Genomic DNA, 21,275 nt, shown 5'->3' with positions numbered 1-21,275 from the left:
CTTTCATTCAGTTTCAGGCAGTCTGATTAGTAGTATTTTTATTCAGTAACGGAAAACCAAGTTTTTCACGGCTTTCTACATATTTTTGTGCAACTGCACGGCTTAAAGCACGAACACGGCCGATATAAGCAGCTCGCTCGGTTACAGAAATAGCACCACGTGCATCAAGCAAATTAAACGTATGTCCTGCCTTAAGTACTAATTCATAGGCTGGTAATGCAAGACTGATATCCTCTACAGCCAGCAGACGTTTAGCTTCGGTTTCATAATAATTAAACTGTGCCAGTAACCATTCTGCATTACTGAATTCAAAATTATAAGTAGACTGCTCGACTTCATTCTGATGATATACATCACCATAGGTGACAATCCGGCCGTCATGAGTTTTAGCCCAAACCAGATCATAGACATTTTCAACACCCTGCAGATACATTGCCAGCCGCTCAATACCATAGGTAATTTCACCCAATACAGGCGAACAGTCCATACCGCCTACCTGCTGGAAATAAGTAAACTGAGTCACTTCCATACCATTGAGCCAGACTTCCCAGCCAAGTCCCCAGGCACCCAGAGTCGGATTTTCCCAGTCATCTTCAACAAAACGGATATCATGCTGACAGGGATCTATACCCAGTTCCTGTAAAGATGCCAGATATAACTCCTGAATATTATCAGGAGCAGGCTTCAGAGCGACCTGAAACTGATAATAATGTTGCAGACGATTTGGATTTTCACCATAACGCCCGTCCTTAGGACGGCGTGACGGCTGCACATAGGCTGCAAACCATGGTTCCGGCCCCAGTGCACGCAAACAGGTTGCCGGATGGCTGGTACCCGCTCCTACCTCCATATCCAATGGCTGTAACACCACGCAGCCCTGTTTAGCCCAATAGTTTTGTAATGTAAAAATAATTTCCTGAAAAGTCAGCATGACGAGAAATTTCTGATAGTCTGCAAAATTATCTATTTTACTGTGCTTGTAAGCAGTTGAACAGCCATAGACCTGCACGCGGATAAATACCGGCACAATAATAAAAATAAAAAACACTTGCACCTTTAGGGCGCTAGTGAAACGATAGTCATCTCACAAATTACCTTAGCAAGCAAAATATGTATCGCGGTGAACGCTTTAATGCGTACTCTCATTTTATCGGTTTTATTCTCGCCATCACAGGCACCGTATTTTTATTAATTAAATCCGCCATGTACGGAGATGCTTACCGTATTGTCAGCTCGGCTATTTATGGTGCCAGTCTGATATTCTTATATGGTATATCTACACTTTATCATTCTATTTATTCTCATCGAGCCAAAGCGGTATTACAAAAATTTGATCATTGTGCGATTTATCTGTTAATTGCAGGCAGTTATACACCATTTACCCTTACCACATTACACGGAGGCTGGGGCTGGTCAATTTTTGGCATATCATGGGGACTGGCAATATTTGGTATTATTCAGGAAGTGACTATCGGACGTAAAAGTGAAACCCGCATTCTGTCATTAGTCCTGTATCTGATTATGGGCTGGCTGATTATTGTTGCTATTTATCCGTTGATTCACCGGATGTCTACACCAGGGTTATTCTGGCTGACTGCCGGCGGGCTGGCATACAGCATCGGCATATACTGGTTTGTCAATGATGAAAAAATCCGTCATGGACATGGTATCTGGCATTTATTTGTTTTGTTAGGCAGCCTGGCCCAGTATATATGTGTTTACGCCTATATCTGACTGTAATAGTAAAGAGAAAACAGTATCAATATAGTCAATATCCGTTTCAATTTTTAAAACATAAAAAAGAAAGAATCATAGTGAAAAGTTATCTGAAATTCCTGTTATTAAGTCTGTGTATCCTTACTCTGGCGTCCTGTAGCGGCGAAAAAACCACTCAATCTGCAGCTTCCACTGAACAAAATAAAAAAGAAATTATTATCGGCACTACTGTAGGCGATTTTGCCGATATGGTCAGAGATCAGGTAAAACCAGAACTGGAAAAGCAGGGATATCGGGTACAATTACTCGAATTTACTGATTATGTGCGCCCTAATCTGGCATTAGCAGATAAATCTATTGACATCAATATTTTCCAGCATAAACCCTATCTGGATGATTTTGCCCAATCACGCCACTTAGATATTATGCCGGCATTTCAGGTTCCTACTGGTCCGCTTGGAATATATGCCGGCCGGATGCATGAACTGAGTGCAGTAAAAGAAGGTTCCAGTGTTTCTGTACCCAATGATCCGTCCAATCTGGCACGTGCTCTCGTTATGCTGGACAAGCTAGGCTGGATTACCCTGAAAACTGATATTAATCCTCTTAAAGCTTCACTTGCCGACATAGCCGGTAATAATAAAAACATCAAACTGGTACCATTGGAAGCTGCTCAATTACCTCGTTCGCGTCATGATGTTGATTTTGCAGTAATCAATGGTAATTTTGCGACCAGTTCTGGCTTAAAATTTACATCTGCCCTGTATCTGGAACCCGGCTATACTTATGTTAACTGGTCAGCAATCCGCACTGCTGATAAAGGCAGCCAATGGGTAAAAGACATAACAGCCGCATATAATTCAGCTGCATTTAAACAATATGCATTCAAGCGCTTTGCCGGCTATAAGTACCCTGAATCATGGGGTATTCAAGCTACTCAACCCGCATCCGCACCGGCAAAATAATTAAATTAATTAATCATGAGCAGGCATTCCGTATATGAATTTAAAACGGAATGCTTTTACAAATAATGTTTATCTACCCATGCATTCGAATAATCTTACTTCAAGCCATCCTCTGCCATTAGAACAGAAACTCAATCTGGAAACTGCCCGTATCAACTGGCATGAACTGCAAACTCACTTTGCACGGGGTGTTTGCATATATGTTGCACCAGAACTGGATTTGGTCAATATAGCCCACATGATAGCTACTGATAACTCCGCTGCCATTGCACTTTTGATTCAAGAAGGTAAAATTGGTAAAGTAAGCGATATAATGGCGCAACAATATTATGATTGTAACCAGCCAATGTGGGCAGTAGTTGTTATGCCATATGTGCTGGTACAGCCTGACAATACTATTGTTGAAAACAATTAATCATAAGCATTTTAAAAGAAAGAGAACGTGATGCGACGCCACACTTATGGTTTTACTATTATTGATTTATTGATTACTTTGGCTATTATTGGCATACTCGCTGCAATTGCCTATCCCACATATCAGAATTATGTGATTAAGGCACGAGAAGAAAATGTCAGAGCCGACATGTCAGAAAATATTAGCTTATTAGAACGTTATTACTCCTTGAATAAAACATTCAATACCTATACTGATGCTCAGCTGACCAAAAAAAGAAGCGAAAAATTCTTTACTATTACGGGAGATTATAAAGAAAGTAGTTATACTTTGACAGCCACACCAACTGCGGCAAATTCAGGAGAAACCAAAAATGTTGTCTATAATTCTGTAGAAGGGTGGTCACTTTGTAAAAAAGATACAAGTAAAGATAAAGATGATACAAGTGAAAGTAAAGATGATAAATATATTTGCGAACCCTTTTAAAATTTCTGTGAAATCGATTATATATTTCCCATTTATTTTCAAAATTAATGAGATATACAAAGATATTAATATTAAATTTTTAAAAATTTAATCAAGGGTGAGTATATGAATATACTGAAATTATTTCTGTTAACTGTAACAATCGGTTTACAGTTTAACCCTGCTCTGGCAGCCAGCCATAAAAACTTCGCTGATAATAATGAATTTGATGATGCAGATAAAATTTTAGCTCAAATGTATCATCAGCAACAGCAAATTGAAAAAGAAATCGACAGATTATCCGCATCAGTTATTCAGGATGATAATCAGGTTAAGCTTTTTAAAAACTGCAAACAGCCAGAGTGCCATCAATATAGTGAAACGACATCTTTCCGCATTGATCCGAATCAGAATTTTACTTATCAGAATCAGATTAGCAAAGATGGAAAAAGCAAATCAGTTACCCGTAAAGGTAAAATTACTCAGCATAATGGCAGAAAAACATTAATACTGAATAATGCCAACAGTCAGCCGGATGTTTATTTACAACAGTAAATTCTCAACTTTTTAGGCTGTATTGAATACAAAATATCCGTTAAATAAAAAGGCAATGATTTTTTTCATTGCCTTTTTAGTTATCTATTATAGAAAACTTTATTTATGTTTATGCTTCGGAGACTTCACTACTGAGCGTTCGATTATCTGATCCAGCTTATAAACATACTGGATATCTGCAGCAGTACCCGTTACATCAGCCGGTTTAACCTCATATACATTTAGACGTAATACCTGATTTTCCTGCGGATTAAACTGCCAGCCATCAATCTTGCCGGCAAAATTACGCCATACACCAGTTTTAACTTTAACTCCCTGATCATTGTAGCTAATTTCTCTGACTTTCAAACACTGAGCTGCCCCCTGTGCAGTTTGGCAGGTTTGCGTTTGCGGGCTTATTTCCCAAAATACCACAGTAGGCTGACCATATTGAGCAACGGCAGCAGGGACACCGCGCCAGAGCAAATGTTCGCCGCGCCGGTTTTCAATCCATAATTCTGGCTGCGCATTCTGGTCATTCTCAGCATTAAGCAGCCCTGCATGTAATTTCTGACCATTCATAAAAGCCACAACTGCAGAGTCCTGCGCCATAATATCAGGCGCACAGGCTTTCATAGTGCTTACCGGAGCCTGAATTTGCATATCCTGATCATTTAACTGATAGTTAGAACTGATATTATTACAGCCACCGGTAACATTTAGCCGCTGACCGGAAAAATTCATTGTCATAGATGAGCCGGCTGCAAAACCGGGTAACGGCCGACCATGCCGGTCAGTAGCTTCAGCCAGCTGCCAGTCATAGGCGCTTAACTGCGGAACAGTGACGGCACGCATACTTACCTTACGGTCAGATGTATGTGCACAGGCCGCAAGACTGCCGGCAATCAGAGCGGAAACTGCTAATTTTTTGATATTCATAAGTACATCCTTGCTAAAATAACACTACACTTGCACATTAAAATAATTCAGCACATAAAACAACATTCATGTTTTATTCGGCAGACAGGTTATAGCTATCATGCAACAACTGCCGCAAATACAGGAGTATTCGTATGCAATTCGGTATCATTATAATTGGTGATGAAATTCTGAATGGTTCGCGTCAGGACAGCCATTTTGTTTTTTTCAAACAATTATTACAACAACACGGTTTATATATGGCCTGGGCGCAATATTTACCAGATGATCAGGCAGTTATTACCAGGCAGCTTATTGAATCATTTAAAGAAAAAATACCTGTTTTTGTTACCGGCGGCATAGGTGCCACACCAGACGACCATACTCGTCAGGCCTGTGCAAAGGCGTTGAACCTGCCGTTAACACCTCATCCGGAAGCACTGAAAGCAATTGAAACCATTTCACTGAAACAGGGAGATACACTTGACAGCCCTGCACATTTGCAACGGACAAAAATGGCTGAGTTTCCACTGGGCTCAGCACTGATTCCTAATCCTTTCAATAACATTGCCGGTTTTTCAATCAATGAGCATTATTTTTTCCCGGGCTTTCCCCAAATGGCACACCCTATGGCCCAGTGGGTACTGAGTCAATATTACCAGCAGAATTTTTTCCGGCAGAAACTGGTGACTAAAGCAGCTCTGGTTGATGGTGTGCCTGAGTCCAAAATTACGCCTTTAATGGAAGCAATTGAACAAAACTGGTCTGGGATTAAAACTTTTAGTTTACCCACCATTCGTGATGATTTACCGGCAGAAGAACAAATACATTATTACCGTCTGGAATTCGGTCTGAAAACACATAGTGAAAATTCTGTTTTTTTGCCAGAAGCCTGGGAATATGTATTACAGGAACTACAAAAACTGGGGGCAACCAATATTATCCCACTGGATAAAAGCAGTGAGGGCTGAATATAAAGTTAAGACTGATGGCTTATCTCAGAATAAATCCGATTATTTATAGAAAAATTACCTGTTCAAACGTAAAAAAAAAGTGGTTTAAACTAAATCCATTATACTAACAGGCAGAAATAACCATACTTTTGCTACTTTACATGCAAAACGGTTTTGTATTTGCTTTTCCATTATCAAGCAACTAGAATTTCACCAGTTCACTGACAGATTGCAACATTAATCTGTAAACAGACTGCCGGTGTATACACAACCATCAAACGCACTGAAATTAATCAACAACAGTACATTTCTGTAACAGGTTTAAATTTATTCATGACAACACTGAACACATATAATTTTTCTGCTGGTCCTGCAATACTGCCAGAGGCCGTATTAGAAACAGCACAGGCTGAAATGCTGGATTATAACGGTACTGGTTGCTCAGTCATGACCATGAGCCATCGATCAGATGCTTTTATCAGTATTCTGCACCATGCCGAGCAGGATCTACGCCAGCTCATGCATATTCCGGACAACTATAAAGTTTTGTTCATGCAGGGCGGTGCCAGTGCCCAGTTCAATATGGTCGTAATGAATCTGGCCAATGGTTTTAAGCAGGTTGATTCAGTAGTCTCCGGTAACTGGAGCCGTATCGCACACAGCCAGATGGGTAAACTTTCCGATGCAGAAATACATCTGGCAGCACATGGTGGTGATTTATATAACTACACAGATGTACCGCCGGTTGAAAGCTGGGATGTGGATCCAAATTCTGCTTTTGTTCATTACTGCATTAATGAAACAGTACATGGCCTGCAATATCGCAATATTCCCAAACCAGATGGTTTGCCCCCTGTCATCTGCGATATGTCGAGCGAAATTTTATCACGACCGGTAAATGTGACAGATTTTGGTGTTATTTATGCCGGTGCACAAAAAAATATCGGACCATCAGGTGCTACTATTGTGATTATTCGGGAAGATCTGCTTGATCGTTGTTCTGAACGAATACCTGATGTGTGGAATTATCAAAGTCATATCAGCCGGCAGGGAATGTACAACACTCCGGCAACTTACCCGATTTATATTTCAGGTCTGGTATTTCGCTGGCTGCAAACTCACGGTGGTGTGGAACAGATGGAAGCCATTAATACCCTTAAAGCTGAAACTTTGTATTCTGCCATTGATAACAGCAATGGATTTTATATCAATAATGTGAAACAGCATGCACGCTCACAGATGAATGTTATTTTCCATACACCTACAAAAGAGCTGGATAAAATATTTGTAATGCAAGCCGGTGCTCATGGTTTAAGCGGATTACAAGGCTATAAATCAATGGGTGGAATGCGGGCGAGTATTTATAATGCCATGCCCATACAGGGGGTTGAAGCTTTAGTGGAGTTCATGCAGGAATTTCAACGCCGCTACGGATAATCAACTGATTTTTTCTGATTACTGGTGTGGCGATAATATACCACACCAGTTTTTCATCTCTATTCTGGAAATATTCAATTCGCTCAAAGCTAAGTTCAAACCCTATGTCTAGTGAGCCGTTGCCGGACGGTACCGCTCCAGAAATAGATTACTGAATTTATTCTCCGGATCTAAGCGCTCTTTAAGCTTAAAAAATTCTGCTGTCCGTGGATATGCGCGCTGAAATTGCTCCTCAGTTGCATGTAATTGATAAGGTAAATAATAAGTACCTCTGTTTGCCAATGCCGCATCTATTAATTCCCGTGTCCATATTCCTACCTGCTTTTTACTCTGTTCATCAGTTCCTTGCTGATAGTAAATCACAAAAGCAAATACCTCAGTTTGAGCCCATGCCAGCAAAGAACCACTATCAGGAATAGCATGACGAATAGAGATATTGATAATATTTGCCTGATGCTTTTTCAGGATGTCTATCATCTGCGGATAAAAATCATCAAACTTTTCTACCGGTATGAAATATTCTTCCAAAGCAAAACTTTTATCTTGCATGGAAATAGGCTCTAAAAGCGCTACTGCTAAGCTGGCTTCATAATTACGCATCATTACTGGCTGTTTTACAAAATAGGCATCATCATATAATTTGCGCAATTTTTTACCAAAATCCGATGCAGCAACAATTTTCAATTGTCTTTGGCGTTTGCGTGTAGGTGCAGAAAGTGGTCTTAAACGGGCAGAAATAGTTAATGGTTCATCAGTCTGCTTAAAAGTCACAGCCCTAACTTTTTTGAAATCAGGAGGATAAATAATGGCATTATGAAATATGGCCGTTCTGTCAGAACGAATCTGCTCAGAGAAATAAGAGGAATACTGACTAATCGGCATCACATCATTAATTCGTTTTACTTTTACATTTTCAGTAAGGCGTAATGTCACTTCTGTGATAACACCCAATGCACCATAGCCACCAATAGCACCATAAAAAATATCCGAATTTTCTTGCGGGCTGGCTAAAACTATTGAACCATCTGCCAGTACTATTTTAATTTGCTCAACAGACAGGATAATAGGACCTGCCCCCATATATCGACCATGTACATTAACACTTAAAGAACCACCAATACTAAAATCAGCCAGACTTTGCATGATTTTCACAGATAATCCATATGGATCAATCAGCTCCTGTACCTGACGCCAGTTTGCACCTGCTTCTATAGTTAAAAGTTTTTGTTCAGGATTAAAAGCAATTACATGATTGAGTTTTTGAGTATCTATTTGTACGCCATTCTGAACTGCAGTTTGCCCGCCCATACTGTATTTACCACCAGCTATACTAATGGGACCGGTTGTGTGCTTAACCAGCTCTGCAACCTCTTCGGTTGATTCCGGCTGTATCACAGCGACCATCTGTACCGGCGTCATACCGGTAACATCATTAACTACCACCGCATACGCAGTTAATGGCAACAACAAACAAAAACAGCTATACCAAATAATTAGTTTTTTCATTATTAAATAATATTTATTCTTATAAAAGATATATTATTGTACTAATTAATGATAATATAATATTTGTTTTAAAACAAAATTTTTGATTATTTTCATTTTTTCAGAATATTCTGATTATCTGCATAATCCAGACCAATATCCAGATAGCGTGCGCTGTGGGTCAGATAGCCCATCGCCAGAAAATCTACGCCTGTTTCTGCAGCAGCTACCACAGTATCAGGCCGCAAATTACCTGAAGCCTCAGTCTGACAACGTCCCTTACACCAGCTCACAGCTGTTCGCATTTCTTCTATTGACATATTATCCAGCAATACCAAACTGACGCCTTCATCCAGAACCTGACGCAATTGCTCCAATGTGTCAACTTCTACTTCCACTGCAATCAAATGGCCAGCATAAGATTTAGCTTGCTTAACAGCAGTAATAATATCTCCCCCGCTAAGCGCTATGTGATTGTCCTTAATCAGTATGGCATCATCCAGACCCATGCGATGATTACGTCCCCCGCCCATTCTTACTGCATATTTCTGGACTATACGCAAATTAGGTATGGTTTTACGTGTACACGTCAGCTGAACTCCGGTATAGGCTATTGATTTCTGAATTTCATGAGTTGTAGTGGCTATTCCGCTAAGATGCGTCAGAAAATTTAACGCTGTGCGTTCGGCAGCGAGAATAGAACGCGCATTACCGGCAACCCGGGCCAGCAATGTACCGGCGGCGATAACATCACCATCATTTTTGTATGCAGTAAATTCCAGATTTTCATTCATCAGAGCGAAGCTCTGACGGGCCAGCTCTAAACCGCATACCACACCGGGCACTCTGGTTACAATACTGAATGCGGCCATCCTGTCTGCCGGTATCACTGCCTGTGAGGTAACATCTCCGCGTCTGCCTAAATCTTCTGACAGTGCAGCCTGTACCAGTGGTCGAGTAATTATTTCTGGTAAATCGCTAATCATATTGTTAAACCCTGATATATACTCTTTTAGAGTATATATTAGTAGTCAAAGTCTGAAAATACGTTAACAAATAATAAGCAGATAAATTTGAAAAGCGGTAGTTTTTAAATTCAGCAAATTAATCAGATTTATTTGTTTAAAACCAAGAATCAAAAATTTTTAATCAGAAAATTTCTATTTTATCAACGGAATTGATGACAATTACGCTATTCGAATTACTGAATATGGTTATTAATTAATGGTAATCTGTAACCGGAGAGCAGACTTTCCTGTAAAACATTTTCATTAAAACGGTACAGCTGTGCCGGACGTCCGCGCTCAGCTACTACTGTGGTTCCGGTTGGTACAACCAGCTGCTGATTGTTGATTAATCTGCGAAAATTCTGTTTATGCAAATCTACGCCATTCAGCGCCTCTATGCTTCTCTGCAACTGATATAGAGTAAATTGAGGCGGCATTAAATCAAAAATCACCAGACGATACTGTAATTTCGCTCGTAAACGAGATACAGCAGTAGCAAGAATACGGCGATGATTAAACTGCATGGAGCGACCGGTCAGCATAGCCGGCAGACGACCGTCGAAATAGGGAGATTCAGTGATCATGCCAACTTCATACATCAATTCATAACGCAACAGAGCATTTTCTGCCAGCCATTGCTGCCCGTTTATCCCCCAGCATAAATTCAGGCGCTGCTGACGCTGATTGCGGATTTCCTGATTCGGAGCAGCATCTACCCAGTTCTGCATCGGCAGGATTAATTGATCGAGTATCTGCTTATGCTGAGGCAGTCTGCTGTCTTCCCAAGGAAAAAATTCATACCAGTCATGCCATTTGGCTTCCAGCTTTAAACCACTCTCAGCAGCTTCTTTTACCAGTCCGAGATAGCTGATATTAATTACAGCATGGCCGCAATGATGGCTACGTTTGACATCAACAAATGTATATAACTGTTCCATATAGCCTAATGGCTGACCTGTCTGCTGATGTACCCAGGTTCTGGCACCAGCCTGTAAAGAATGATGTACAGGTCTCAGCGGACCATATGGCAATAATTTTCCATCGTTTATGGTAAGTACCCGCGCACTGAAATCGGTAACAGCAAACAATACCGCCACGAGTTCAGCTGCACTGTCATTATAACTTGAAGATGAATATTCAGCTGAAGAGTGCATGCGGATAAACTCCTTTATTAAAGCTGGCTAATTGTAAAGAATTTGTCGCAAAAAAACAAAATTCACTGATTGAGTACATTACCGCAGAAGCACCGTTGTATCTAACTGAATTCAACTGATTATCACATTCTGTCGAGTTTATTCGAGTTTTTGTTTTTTTCGTATTGCCTTATATACTCATTATGAGCATAATTAATTATTCCTTTCAGGAGCGATTATGCAAAGTACCAATCAATGGCGTGCATTCGATTACGAAAAACCACAATTGTCATCAGTTGCAGCTACTGAAAATGCTGCACAAACTACTAGAGATGAATCTGCTGTGCTGCAATGTGCCTGGGCTAAAATTCCACAGCAATTGGACCGGAGACAAAAGCAAAAATATATTGAACAGGTAAAAGCTCTATTACAGCAACAGCAGGCTGTGATGCTGGCACATTACTATGTTGAACCGGAATTGCAGGATCTGGCTCTGGCTACTAGCGGCATGGTTGGTGATTCATTGGAAATGGCACGTTTCGGAGCACAGCATCCGGCAAAGACTTTATTGGTAGCCGGAGTGAAATTTATGGGCGAAACTGCACGAATACTCAGTCCGGAAAAAACTATTCTTATGCCCGATACTAAAGCCACCTGCTCTCTTGATCTGGGTTGTCCGGCAGAAGAATTTACTGCTTTCTGCAACCAGTACCCGGATCGGACAGTTGTGGTTTACGCCAATACCAGTGCCGAAGTTAAGGCCAGGGCTGACTGGGTCGTTACTTCGTCAATTGCTCTGGAAATTGTTTCTTTTTTACATGCCCAAGGAAAAAAAATTATCTGGGGCCCGGACAGACATCTTGGAGAATATATTCAGAATCAGACGGGTGCAGATATGGTGCTCTGGCAGGGTTCCTGTCTGGTACATAATGAATTTAAAGGTCAGGAGCTGGCTTTAATGAAAGCACGCTATCCGCATGCCAAAATACTGGTTCATCCTGAATCACCGGCTGCTGTAGTCGCTTTAGCTGATGTAGTAGGTTCTACCAGCCGTCTATTGCAGGCAGCAATTCACGATTCGGCAGATACATTTATTGTAGCGACAGATCAGGGCATATTACATGAAATGCATAAACATGCTCCGGAAAAAACCTTTCTGGCCGCACCTACTGCAGGCAATGGTGCCACCTGCAAGTCTTGTGCTTTCTGTCCCTGGATGGCTATGAACGGATTACAAGCCTGTATAGATGCTTTAAGCAAACCAGAACAGCATAAAATTGATCTACCTTCTGCTTTAGGTAAACAGGCTGGTATTTCCATACAGCGTATGCTTGATTTTTCAACTGCATGGCGGGAATTTCATACTGATAAGACCAATCTTCACCATACAGAAAACCATTCCCCCGATATTTTTGCTCACTGGATTAGCCAACATGACCAATATCACACCCTGCTCTGTTAATAATACCGATGTTTTGATTATCGGTGCCGGTTTGGCCGGGCTGACGGTAGCCTTATCTTTACCGGAAAATTTTCACATTACTTTGCTGGCAAAAGAAGATTTATCAACCTGTGCCAGTAATCTGGCACAAGGCGGTGTAGCAGCCGTTATTGATCAGGCAGACAGTGTAGCCGAACATATTAAGGATACGCTTATAGCTGGTGCCGGCTGCTGTAATGAAAAACAGACTGCCGAAATTCTGGCTGAAGGCAACAGTGCTATTGAATGGTTATGCGCCCATGGCGTGGAATTTACCCGTGAGAATGGTCGCCTGCATCTGACACGTGAAGGCGGACATGGCCGGCGGCGTATCGTACATGCGGCAGATCATACTGGTCACAGTATTACTCGTACACTCCAGCAACAGCTATCAGCACGACCAAATATTCATATTTTGCCGCATAGCTGTGTTATCGATTTAGTGCATGAAAATTCAGTTTGTACCGGAGCAGTCGTACAGATGGCACAAACTGATGAGACTGTAACTATTCAGGCTAAGCATACAGTACTGGCAACCGGAGGATTGGGACAATTATTCACTCTGACCACTAATCCGGTAACAGCAAATGGGCAAGGAGTTGCTTTAGCGGCTCTGGCTGGTTGCAGAACGCAAAATCTGGCTTTTGTACAGTTCCATCCCACAGCACTTGCCTTACCTGAAAATCCGTGTTTTCTGATTTCTGAGGCTGTACGCGGTGAAGGAGGTATTTTACGTAATCAGCAAGGCCGGCGCTTTATGCCTGAATACGATAACCGTGCCGAACTGGCTCCGCGTGATATTGTTGCACGCGCCATTGCCAGCGAAATAGCCAAAACCGGCCATCACTGTGTGTATCTGGATATCACTCATTTACCTGAAAGCTTTATCCGCACACATTTTCCACAAATTCACCAGCATTGTCTGCAACAGGGTCTGGATATCACTCGTGAATTAATTCCGGTAGCACCAGCAGCACATTATGCCTGTGGCGGCATTGTTACAGACACCAATGGGCGTACCGATATGGCTCAGTTGTATGCTATAGGTGAAACTGCCTGTACCGGGCTACATGGTGCCAATCGTCTGGCCAGTAATTCTTTACTTGAATGTGTCGTAACCGGACGCAATGCCGCGGCATCGATAATTGCTTCTAAAGAATATCCGCAAACATGGCCAATCAATCAGCAGAAGAATTCATCAGAATTAACCTGGCAGGAAATTATTTTTCCGGAACATCCTCATCCGATTCAGGATATCCCTTCTTTCAGCATGCAAGCACTGCAACACTCCATGAGCCGTTATTTTGGAATTTGCCGGCGAACTGATGAAATGCTCACACTGCATGAAATCTTACAATACTGGTATCAGCAAACCATTAATCAGCAACATAAACTGTCACTGGTAACTGCACTATTAATGGTACAGGACGGGCTAAATCAGCAAATGAACCGTGGCACCCACTTTAATCTTGACCTACAGGAAAATCTATAAACGAACGTTGTGCTGTTTACACTGCCGTCTGGCTTCAGTAATCACTTGATTCAGCTTTATTTCACTCAGTGTACCTATCAATGCCTGCTGAAAACCGCATTTAGGTGCCTGAACCAGAGTAAAAGGTACTCCGCCAATATTATTGCCTAATCGTTGCATCCATGCACGGCTATCCGAACCTGTATAACGGTATAACGGATACGGTACAGACACCTGCTGAGTAAAGCGTTGTAAATTTGCATCATTATCTAAAGATACACCAACGACAGCAACTGTTTTCTTCCCTGAAGTTCGTTGTTGCTGATACCAGCGCGAAAGCATAGCTATTTCACTACGACAAGGTTTACACCATGTTGCCCAGACATTAACTACCATTATCGGGGAATCAGTTGGTAAAGTCGCCGGTGTACGCTGAGGCCAGTTTTGTAATTCTGCAGCATGCACACGAATACAGCTCAGAAACAGTGCGCTAATTAAAAATATTTTTTTCAATACTTGGGCAGACGGAAACATATCATTACCTTAATATTACCTTTAATAGCAATTATTATAGAATAATTCATATACAATTTTGCCGCAAAAACATTAGCAGGTAAGGGGTTTATTTATTTTTATTTTGTATAAATCAATTGAAATGCATATTCAAAAGCAGATAATTTATTTACATCCAACACATTAATTCAGCTTTAGCTTTAGAATAATTAATAATACTTGTCAAAATTTGAAGTTTCGTCCACACTTCCAATTCAGATTTTTTATTTTTAGAAGTTCAGGGATAATCATGACACACACCGTCATACTATACCATAATCCAAATTGCTCTAAGTCGCGCGCTGCCCTGTCTTTACTCCGAGTACGCAATATTAATACCAAAGTCATTCCCTACCTGACCGAGCCTTTATCCGAAGCACAAATTCGTTCACTGAAACAAAAACTGGCCATCAATTCAGCACGGGAAATGATGCGCAGTAAAGATGATCTGTTCACACAACTGAATCTGCTTGAAGCAGATGAAGATACTCTGATTGCCGCAATGGCAGCACATCCGATTTTAATTGAACGACCGATAGCTGTATACGGCGAACATGCCGCTATAGGTCGCCCGTTAACGAATATTGAAGCTTTACTAGAACAATAAATGAGCTCCGGCACACGTTTAGGTTTTTGGTATTGTCTGCGCACTGTAATTGCCGGATGCAGCCTATTTGTTGGGGCCAACTATGCTTTTAGTGTTGCTACAGTCTACCAGCTCAGCCATCCGCAGCAAGTACCGACAGAAGCCGATGCCGCTATCGTGCTTGGCGCGGCCGCATGGGATAAGCGCCCTTCACCAGTTTTCCGTGAACGTATCAATCATGCCATTAATCTGTATCGTGCCGGCATAGTAAAAAAAATTCTCTTTACTGGAGGCAGCCCCAGAGCCGGTTTCATGACGGAAGCAGCCGTCGGACGTCGCTATGCTATTCGTAACGGTGTTGATGCCAATGATATTATTTATGAAAATCATTCGCGTGACACCTGGCAGAATCTGGTTAATGCAAAAGCCATAGCTGATGATAATGATCTAAACAGCTTTATTATTGTCAGCGATCCATATCATCTGGCACGAGCTTGCTTTATGGCACGTGATCTGGGTTTAAATGTACAGCTTTCGCCTACTCCGACTACCCGCTACACCGCAACCCAGTCGAAATTACGCTTTATTGCGCAGGAAAGCTACACTTTAATGGTTTATCAGTGGGTGCAGCATTTATCAAAATTTCCGCGTTTTATTCGTATGCTACGTACGCTAGTTTAGTAATTTTCTTTTAGTTGTCTCAGAATCTGAGAATTCAGTCCATTAATTTAGCTAAAAAACATAAATTTCATACAGCTATAAGATTTTAAATCTGAAATCTTAGCTTTGTCTTTATGTATGTGAGACTTACGATTTTACAATCAGCTATAGATAATTTTATTTCTCTGAAAATAGATAAGTTTTACTTAATCAATTATTAATAGTAAGAAATTACATATTAATATTTAATAAATCAATTATTTCACCATTAAAATTACTTACTGCTACCCTGATATTTTATTTTATCTTCCGGATTCCTGCTCGAAAAGCTAAAGACAATTAACCTTTAGGGGTAATCGATAGTATGATTAATCCCTGAATGCAAGTTATCTGATATTCCAATAAAGCAGAGGTCATAATCATGGATAGAAACCAGCAGCTCTTTGAAGAGGCAAAAACCATTATTCCCGGTGGAGTAAATTCTCCTGTACGGGCTTTTGGCAGTGTCGGCGGCATACCCCGCTTTATTAACAAAGCTCAGGGAGCTTATGTATGGGATGAAAACCAAACCAGTTATATTGATTATGTCGGTTCATGGGGACCGGCCATTGTCGGTCATGCACATCCTGAAGTTGTTCAGGCAGTCTGTCAGGCGGCCGAAAATGGCTTATCTTTTGGCGCACCGACAGAAAATGAAATCCGAATTGCTGAAGAAATACGCCATATCATGCCCAGCATGGAACAGATTCGACTGGTCAGTTCAGGTACAGAAGCAACCATGAGTGCAATCCGTCTGGCCAGAGGTTTTACCGGCAGGGACAATATCATTAAATTTGAAGGCTGTTATCATGGTCATTCAGATAGTCTGTTGGTTAAAGCCGGATCTGGTCTGCTAACCTTTGGTAATCCCAGCTCTGCCGGCGTACCTGAAGATTTCAGCCGCCATACCCTGGTATTACCTTATAACGACGTTGAGGCTTTACAACAAACGTTTGCCAGCAAGGGCGACAGTATTGCTTGTGTTATTGTCGAACCAATTGCCGGTAATATGAACATGATACCCGCCACAACTGAGTTTGTTCAGGCACTGCGTGAACTTACAGAACAGTATGGAAGTGTTCTTATTTACGATGAAGTAATGACTGGTTTTCGTGTTGCTCTGGGCGGGGCACAATCTATCCATGGTATTAAGCCTGATTTAACGACAATTGGCAAAGTAATTGGCGGAGGCATGCCAGTAGCAGCTTTCGGTGGCCGTGCAGACATTATGGCCTGTATATCGCCTTTAGGTGCTGTTTATCAGGCAGGTACCCTTTCCGGTAATCCGGTATGTGTAGCAGCCGGACTAAAAACACTGGAAATCATACAACGACCGGATTTTTACACTACACTCAGCAAACATACCCGACAGCTGAGTGATGGTCTGACGGCAATCGCACGTGAAGCCAATATTCCATTCAGCAGCCGCAGTGAAGGCGGAATGTTTGGTTTTTACTTTACTGATAATCTGCCATCTTGTTTTGCAGATATGCAAAATACCAATCAGATATTATTTAAAGAGTTTTTCCATGCCATGCTATCACGCGGTGTTGCATTTGCACCATCAGCATATGAAGCGGGTTTTGTTTCAGCTGCTCATAGCAGTGAAATCATTGCAGATACACTGGGTTTAGCTGCCGAAGCGTTTACGGAAATTGCGCGTACTGTCTGAGACATTTATTCTTACCAGTGTATGTCAAAAGTAAAACATACACTGGTATTCTAGATAATAATCAACTCTGAACTAATAATCACGTAATTTAAATATCTTTATATTTATACTTTTAGCAGTCACATATTAAGACAAGATTAAGTTCCATTTTCTATAAAAATCTCATTTATTTTTTATTAGCAAATAGATTTCAATAGCATATAAATAATTGTCTTTATTCAATGCATCAAACATAAACCATTATAAAAGCATATTATTTTAAATTTTAAACTAATAAGCGAATCTATACTTACCCCAAATAATAACATTTAATTACATTAAATTAACAATAAACAACATTTAGCTAAGTCTTGCCTAAGTATTTAAAGCCATACTGTGCATCAACAAGAACCGAGATGGTTATTGTCTTTAATTACTTTTAATGGAGATCTGTCATGAAAAAAATCACTGCTGCTGTTGTAAGTGCTATCTTTGGTTTAACTGCTGCTGCTGCCTTTGCTACCCCTCCTAAACCAGCTACAGCCACCACTACTACAACTACTACAGCTGAAAACACCAGTGCTAAAACTGTAAAACCAGCTGTTAAAAAAACACCAGTAAAAAAAGTACATACTAAAAAAGCACATGCAAGAAAAGCAGCTGCTAGTACTACTACAACCAAACAAACTACTACCACTACTGAAACTAACTAATCAGTCGCTGGTTAACGTTTGAATAAAACCGTTTCAGGAATCCTGAAACGGTTTTTGTTATCATAGATATCTCACAGTCTGAAACAATACAGACTGGTTTACAAGTCTATGCGGAAAAATGTTAACTCATGCGAATTCTACTTCTTGAAGACGACAAAATGATTGCAGAGGCATTAAGCGATATGCTGCATGCTGCCGGTTTTGCCGTTGATTGTGTTGCTGACGGTATTGCAGCTGAAAATGCATTGCAACCAGAAATTTATGATATTGCCCTACTGGATATTGGTGTACCCAGACAGGATGGTCTAAGTGTTTTACGCCACTTGCGTGCAAAAAACTGTGATTTACCCGTTATTCTGATTACTGCTCGAGACACAGTGGAAGAACGCATTAATGGTCTGGACAGCGGTGCCGATGACTATGTAATTAAACCTTTTGCGCCCTCCGAATTACTGGCGCGTATCCGGGCTTTATTACGCCGCCGTAGCGGACATGCAACTCCTATACTAAGCAATGGCACCATTACCCTGAATCCTGCTACTCGTGAAGTCAGTGCCAACGGACAGGTTACCCGGCTGTCAGCACGAGAATATGCTTTGATGTACAGTTTATTGCTCCAACCCGGCACGATACTGTCACGCCAGGAACTGGAAGAAAAGCTCTACGGCTGGAATGAAGAAGTAGAAAGCAATGCCGTAGAAGTAGTCATTCACGGAATTAGAAAAAAACTGGGCAGTAATGTGATTAAAAATGTACGAGGACTAGGATGGCTGGTAGACCGACGCGGATAGTCTCATCACTACAGTGGCGCTTATTACTGGTTTTAACAATAGTAGTAACTTCAATCGCTATTATTGGTGACATTCTTGCCTATCAGACTGCTTTTCGGGAAACACAGGATTTACAAGATGCTCAGCTGGAGCAGATAGCCCATTTACTTGATCCGCGCAGTTCCATACTGCGCAGAGATACACAGGAAGATCTCAATTTTCCTGAAAGCGCCAGAACGCTGCCCAAACCGCGCGTGCTGGCACAGACACTAGATTCACCCTATCTCAATATTCTGATGGGAGATGATAATGCTGTGCAGAACCTTCAGCAATTACCTGATGGTTTTCATAACTTTACTACGGTAGCCCGTCATTGGCGGGTTTACCTGCTCACCCGTGAACGTGAGCGAATTATTGTTGCTCAGCGTACAGCATACCGAAATCATATAGCCAAAGACAGTGCATTAAGTGTAGTCTGGCCATTTCTTATTCTAATGCCTATTCTATGGCTGTTTACAGCTATCTGGATTCGCCGCCTGTTTCGGGCAACGCAGGAAATGAGTAGCGAATTAACCGCACGCAACGCCAATGATTTATCACCTTTGGATACCAGGCACGTACCGACAGAAATCCGCCCTTTCATTACCGCACTTAACCGCCTGTTCAGTCAGCTACAGGCTGCGATGGAGCATGATAAAAAATTTATCAGTCATGCAGCACATGAATTACGTACACCAATTACCGCACTTACCTTGCAAATAGCACGTTTTGATGAACCGGAATTAACTATTCAGGAACAACACAAACTTATTGAACAAATCAAAGCAGGTATTGCAAGAACCGAACAGCTGCTTATCCAATTATTATCTATGGCCAGAGCACAGCATCAGCAGCAGCAACATCTGATAGCGAACAATGCTCAGAAAACTGCACTAATGCCCTTACTGCGTGATTTAATTGCCGAATTATTGCCGCTGGCCGAACAAAAAAAACAGAATTTAAGTTTCGACATTAGCGAAGATGTTTTTCTGCCAGTCAGCAATAATGATTTATATACTATTTTGAAAAATATACTGAGTAATGCTATCAAATACACTCCTGTTGATGGGCAAATATGCATTGGCATTAGACCAACCACAGATAACAAAACGATTTTACTTATAGAAGACAATGGTCAGGGAATCTCTGAAACTGAACGCCAGCTAGTATTTGAACCGTTTTATCGTATTTTGGGCAACAATGAAAGCGGAAGCGGTCTCGGGCTGGCAATCGTCAAGACCCTGTGTGATCAATGGCACATCAGTATCAGTCTGGCAGACTCTGGCCTGCGAAATTCAGAACAGAAAGCAGGACTGGCTGTAAGCCTGATATTCAACTCAGATAAGCTGTAAACATAAAACAAATAACATTTAAATCTTACAAAATGGTTGCATCAGATTATAATTAACCGGTAAATATTCGATTTATCATTTTATAAACAAAAATTTATTTCTTATCCGACCAGCCAATTCTATTTAGAGTATTTATCTGATACCCATATCCATTTTTAAAAACAAATCTGGATTTAATTCGGCATAATAAAAAACACAGAATCTTCCATACAGAAAATTCTGTGTTTTTTATTAACAGATTCTTTCAGCAATCAAACTGCATGAAATAATCTGAATTTAAATTACCAGTGCTTGGTACCAAAAATCTTGTCACCAGCATCGCCCAGACCAGGAATAATATAGCCATTATCATCCAGATGATCATCCAGAGCCGCTGCATAAATAGTCACATCAGGATGAGCTTCATTGACAGCTTTTACCCCCTCTGGAGCTGCTACAAGAACCAATGCCTTAATATCCTTGCAACCTTTTTTCTTAAGTAACTCAATAGTTGCATTCATGGATCCACCTGTTGCCAGCATTGGATCAATGATCAATGCCGGGCGTTTATCCATCTGACTGACAAATTTTTCAAAATAAGGTACCGGTTCCAGCGTTTCTTCATCGCGCTGTAAACCTACTACACTGATTTTAGCTGTAGGAATTAAGTCCAGTACGCCATCCAGCATACCCAGCCCTGCCCGCAGAATCGGTACAATAGTAACCGTTTTGCCTTTAATCTGGTAAGCATCAATCTCACCACACCAGCCCTGCATTTTGACAATTTCTATATCAAAATCACGGCTGGCTTCATAAGCCATTAAGCGTGCCAGTTCTTTAGTCAGCGTACGAAAACGATAAGTACTGCAATCTTCTTCTCGCATTAATGACAGCTTGTGCTTCACCAGAGGATGGTCAATCACATTTATATTCATAGCCAGTTCCAAAAAATAATTGCTATAAAACCTGAATAAAA

22 protein-coding genes are annotated in these 21,275 nt (G+C 41.1%); 15 read left to right on the top strand and 7 right to left on the bottom strand.

All coding sequences use genetic code 11. From position 1 onward, the window contains the following. Positions 1-13: 13 nt before the first annotated feature. Positions 14-931 (bottom strand): glycine--tRNA ligase subunit alpha, encoded by a 918-nt coding sequence (gene glyQ, locus SALWKB2_RS04995; protein ID WP_025330584.1) that lies wholly within the window; start codon positions 929-931, stop codon positions 14-16. Positions 932-1,110: 179 nt separating this feature from the next. On the opposite strand from glyQ, the gene trhA reads away from it, so the two are divergent. The 5 genes from trhA to SALWKB2_RS04970 all read left to right on the top strand — a co-directional run bounded on the left by trhA (position 1,111) and on the right by SALWKB2_RS04970 (position 4,095). After that, complete coding sequence (gene trhA, locus SALWKB2_RS04990; RefSeq protein ID WP_025330583.1) at positions 1,111-1,734, top strand: PAQR family membrane homeostasis protein TrhA; 624 nt, start codon at positions 1,111-1,113, stop codon at positions 1,732-1,734. Between the two features lie 74 nt (positions 1,735-1,808). Beyond that, positions 1,809-2,681 (top strand): MetQ/NlpA family ABC transporter substrate-binding protein, encoded by an 873-nt coding sequence (locus tag SALWKB2_RS04985; protein WP_051506550.1) that lies wholly within the window; start codon positions 1,809-1,811, stop codon positions 2,679-2,681. Between the two features lie 34 nt (positions 2,682-2,715). After that, positions 2,716-3,096 carry a DUF2288 domain-containing protein gene (locus SALWKB2_RS04980; RefSeq protein ID WP_025330581.1) on the top strand — a complete coding sequence of 127 codons (381 nt, stop codon included), beginning with the start codon at positions 2,716-2,718 and terminating at the stop codon, positions 3,094-3,096. A gap of 30 nt (positions 3,097-3,126) precedes the next feature. After that, on the top strand, positions 3,127-3,561 hold the full coding sequence (locus SALWKB2_RS04975; RefSeq protein ID WP_025330580.1) for a type IV pilin protein: 435 nt from the start codon (positions 3,127-3,129) through the stop codon (positions 3,559-3,561). Positions 3,562-3,666: 105 nt separating this feature from the next. Beyond that, positions 3,667-4,095, top strand: a complete 429-nt coding sequence (locus SALWKB2_RS04970; protein ID WP_025330579.1) for a hypothetical protein — start codon at positions 3,667-3,669, stop codon at positions 4,093-4,095. A gap of 99 nt (positions 4,096-4,194) precedes the next feature. On the opposite strand, the gene SALWKB2_RS04965 is transcribed toward SALWKB2_RS04970, so the two are convergent. Further along, positions 4,195-5,013: an META and DUF4377 domain-containing protein gene (locus tag SALWKB2_RS04965; protein WP_025330578.1), complete on the bottom strand. Its 819-nt coding sequence runs from the start codon at positions 5,011-5,013 to the stop codon at positions 4,195-4,197. Between the two features lie 134 nt (positions 5,014-5,147). On the opposite strand from SALWKB2_RS04965, the gene SALWKB2_RS04960 reads away from it, so the two are divergent. Together SALWKB2_RS04960 and serC are read left to right on the top strand one after the other, a co-directional pair. After that, positions 5,148-5,963, top strand: coding sequence for a competence/damage-inducible protein A (locus SALWKB2_RS04960; RefSeq protein ID WP_025330577.1), 816 nt, complete (start codon positions 5,148-5,150; stop codon positions 5,961-5,963). Positions 5,964-6,278: 315 nt separating this feature from the next. Then, the gene (gene serC, locus SALWKB2_RS04955; protein ID WP_025330576.1) at positions 6,279-7,382 is read left to right on the top strand and encodes a 3-phosphoserine/phosphohydroxythreonine transaminase; all 1,104 of its coding nucleotides are present in this window, start codon (positions 6,279-6,281) and stop codon (positions 7,380-7,382) included. Positions 7,383-7,490: 108 nt separating this feature from the next. Here the strand turns inward: serC and SALWKB2_RS04950 are convergent, their stop codons facing one another. The 3 genes from SALWKB2_RS04950 to SALWKB2_RS04940 all read right to left on the bottom strand — a co-directional run bounded on the left by SALWKB2_RS04950 (position 7,491) and on the right by SALWKB2_RS04940 (position 11,028). Continuing rightward, positions 7,491-8,852, bottom strand: coding sequence for an FAD-binding oxidoreductase (locus SALWKB2_RS04950; protein WP_198431235.1), 1,362 nt, complete (start codon positions 8,850-8,852; stop codon positions 7,491-7,493). A gap of 128 nt (positions 8,853-8,980) precedes the next feature. After that, complete coding sequence (nadC, locus tag SALWKB2_RS04945) at positions 8,981-9,853, bottom strand: carboxylating nicotinate-nucleotide diphosphorylase (RefSeq protein WP_025330575.1); 873 nt, start codon at positions 9,851-9,853, stop codon at positions 8,981-8,983. 215 nt (positions 9,854-10,068) lie between these two features. Then, positions 10,069-11,028 carry an NUDIX hydrolase gene (locus SALWKB2_RS04940; protein WP_051506430.1) on the bottom strand — a complete coding sequence of 320 codons (960 nt, stop codon included), beginning with the start codon at positions 11,026-11,028 and terminating at the stop codon, positions 10,069-10,071. Between the two features lie 217 nt (positions 11,029-11,245). Between SALWKB2_RS04940 and nadA the strand changes: the two genes are divergently transcribed. Beyond that, the gene (gene nadA / locus SALWKB2_RS04935; protein ID WP_080690446.1) at positions 11,246-12,469 is read left to right on the top strand and encodes a quinolinate synthase NadA; all 1,224 of its coding nucleotides are present in this window, start codon (positions 11,246-11,248) and stop codon (positions 12,467-12,469) included. Beyond that, complete coding sequence (gene nadB / locus SALWKB2_RS04930) at positions 12,441-13,979, top strand: L-aspartate oxidase (RefSeq protein WP_025330572.1); 1,539 nt, start codon at positions 12,441-12,443, stop codon at positions 13,977-13,979. The genes nadA and nadB overlap by 29 nt, the downstream gene beginning before the upstream one ends. On the opposite strand, the gene SALWKB2_RS04925 is transcribed toward nadB, so the two are convergent. Beyond that, positions 13,974-14,492 carry a TlpA disulfide reductase family protein gene (locus tag SALWKB2_RS04925; RefSeq protein WP_051506428.1) on the bottom strand — a complete coding sequence of 173 codons (519 nt, stop codon included), beginning with the start codon at positions 14,490-14,492 and terminating at the stop codon, positions 13,974-13,976. The two genes, nadB and SALWKB2_RS04925, sit on opposite strands and share 6 nt — an antisense overlap. A gap of 268 nt (positions 14,493-14,760) precedes the next feature. Between SALWKB2_RS04925 and arsC the strand changes: the two genes are divergently transcribed. The 6 genes from arsC to SALWKB2_RS04895 all read left to right on the top strand — a co-directional run bounded on the left by arsC (position 14,761) and on the right by SALWKB2_RS04895 (position 20,320). Beyond that, entirely contained in the window at positions 14,761-15,117 is a 357-nt protein-coding gene (gene arsC / locus SALWKB2_RS12130; protein WP_025330570.1) for an arsenate reductase (glutaredoxin), read from the top strand. Beyond that, positions 15,118-15,777, top strand: a complete 660-nt coding sequence (locus SALWKB2_RS12125) for a YdcF family protein (RefSeq protein ID WP_025330569.1) — start codon at positions 15,118-15,120, stop codon at positions 15,775-15,777. It abuts the gene before it with no gap. A gap of 400 nt (positions 15,778-16,177) precedes the next feature. After that, positions 16,178-17,467, top strand: coding sequence for a glutamate-1-semialdehyde 2,1-aminomutase (gene hemL, locus SALWKB2_RS04910; RefSeq protein ID WP_025330568.1), 1,290 nt, complete (start codon positions 16,178-16,180; stop codon positions 17,465-17,467). A gap of 434 nt (positions 17,468-17,901) precedes the next feature. Beyond that, positions 17,902-18,159, top strand: coding sequence for a hypothetical protein (locus tag SALWKB2_RS11650; protein ID WP_025330567.1), 258 nt, complete (start codon positions 17,902-17,904; stop codon positions 18,157-18,159). Positions 18,160-18,287: 128 nt separating this feature from the next. Beyond that, the gene (locus SALWKB2_RS04900) at positions 18,288-18,950 is read left to right on the top strand and encodes a response regulator (protein WP_025330566.1); all 663 of its coding nucleotides are present in this window, start codon (positions 18,288-18,290) and stop codon (positions 18,948-18,950) included. Continuing rightward, positions 18,926-20,320: an ATP-binding protein gene (locus tag SALWKB2_RS04895; RefSeq protein WP_025330565.1), complete on the top strand. Its 1,395-nt coding sequence runs from the start codon at positions 18,926-18,928 to the stop codon at positions 20,318-20,320. The genes SALWKB2_RS04900 and SALWKB2_RS04895 overlap by 25 nt, the downstream gene beginning before the upstream one ends. 281 nt (positions 20,321-20,601) lie before the next feature. Here SALWKB2_RS04895 and upp read toward each other — a convergent pair whose 3' ends face one another. Next, positions 20,602-21,234 (bottom strand): uracil phosphoribosyltransferase, encoded by a 633-nt coding sequence (gene upp / locus SALWKB2_RS04890; RefSeq protein ID WP_025330564.1) that lies wholly within the window; start codon positions 21,232-21,234, stop codon positions 20,602-20,604. Between the last annotated feature and the right edge of the window lie 41 nt (positions 21,235-21,275).

The organism is Snodgrassella alvi wkB2 (genome assembly GCF_000600005.1).
Taxonomy (GTDB): domain Bacteria; phylum Pseudomonadota; class Gammaproteobacteria; order Burkholderiales; family Neisseriaceae; genus Snodgrassella; species Snodgrassella alvi.
Note: the sequence above shows the minus strand (reverse complement) of the source record. Positions and strands in the feature narration are given on the sequence as shown.

Bases quoted from the DNA above. Each gene is read 5' to 3' on its own strand.
- glyQ (WP_025330584.1), bottom strand. From the start codon at position 931: ATGCTGACTTTTCAGGAAATTATTTTTACATTACAAAACTATTGGGCT.
- trhA (WP_025330583.1), top strand. From the start codon at position 1,111: ATGTATCGCGGTGAACGCTTTAATGCGTACTCTCATTTTATCGGTTTT.
- SALWKB2_RS04980 (WP_025330581.1), top strand. From the start codon at position 2,716: ATGAATTTAAAACGGAATGCTTTTACAAATAATGTTTATCTACCCATG.
- SALWKB2_RS04975 (WP_025330580.1), top strand. From the start codon at position 3,127: ATGCGACGCCACACTTATGGTTTTACTATTATTGATTTATTGATTACT.
- SALWKB2_RS04970 (WP_025330579.1), top strand. From the start codon at position 3,667: ATGAATATACTGAAATTATTTCTGTTAACTGTAACAATCGGTTTACAG.
- SALWKB2_RS04965 (WP_025330578.1), bottom strand. From the start codon at position 5,013: ATGAATATCAAAAAATTAGCAGTTTCCGCTCTGATTGCCGGCAGTCTT.
- SALWKB2_RS04960 (WP_025330577.1), top strand. From the start codon at position 5,148: ATGCAATTCGGTATCATTATAATTGGTGATGAAATTCTGAATGGTTCG.
- serC (WP_025330576.1), top strand. From the start codon at position 6,279: ATGACAACACTGAACACATATAATTTTTCTGCTGGTCCTGCAATACTG.
- nadC (WP_025330575.1), bottom strand. From the start codon at position 9,853: ATGATTAGCGATTTACCAGAAATAATTACTCGACCACTGGTACAGGCT.
- SALWKB2_RS04940 (WP_051506430.1), bottom strand. From the start codon at position 11,028: ATGCACTCTTCAGCTGAATATTCATCTTCAAGTTATAATGACAGTGCA.
- nadA (WP_080690446.1), top strand. From the start codon at position 11,246: ATGCAAAGTACCAATCAATGGCGTGCATTCGATTACGAAAAACCACAA.
- nadB (WP_025330572.1), top strand. From the start codon at position 12,441: ATGACCAATATCACACCCTGCTCTGTTAATAATACCGATGTTTTGATT.
- SALWKB2_RS04925 (WP_051506428.1), bottom strand. From the start codon at position 14,492: ATGTTTCCGTCTGCCCAAGTATTGAAAAAAATATTTTTAATTAGCGCA.
- arsC (WP_025330570.1), top strand. From the start codon at position 14,761: ATGACACACACCGTCATACTATACCATAATCCAAATTGCTCTAAGTCG.
- SALWKB2_RS12125 (WP_025330569.1), top strand. From the start codon at position 15,118: ATGAGCTCCGGCACACGTTTAGGTTTTTGGTATTGTCTGCGCACTGTA.
- hemL (WP_025330568.1), top strand. From the start codon at position 16,178: ATGGATAGAAACCAGCAGCTCTTTGAAGAGGCAAAAACCATTATTCCC.
- SALWKB2_RS11650 (WP_025330567.1), top strand. From the start codon at position 17,902: ATGAAAAAAATCACTGCTGCTGTTGTAAGTGCTATCTTTGGTTTAACT.
- SALWKB2_RS04900 (WP_025330566.1), top strand. From the start codon at position 18,288: ATGCGAATTCTACTTCTTGAAGACGACAAAATGATTGCAGAGGCATTA.
- SALWKB2_RS04895 (WP_025330565.1), top strand. From the start codon at position 18,926: ATGGCTGGTAGACCGACGCGGATAGTCTCATCACTACAGTGGCGCTTA.
- upp (WP_025330564.1), bottom strand. From the start codon at position 21,234: ATGAATATAAATGTGATTGACCATCCTCTGGTGAAGCACAAGCTGTCA.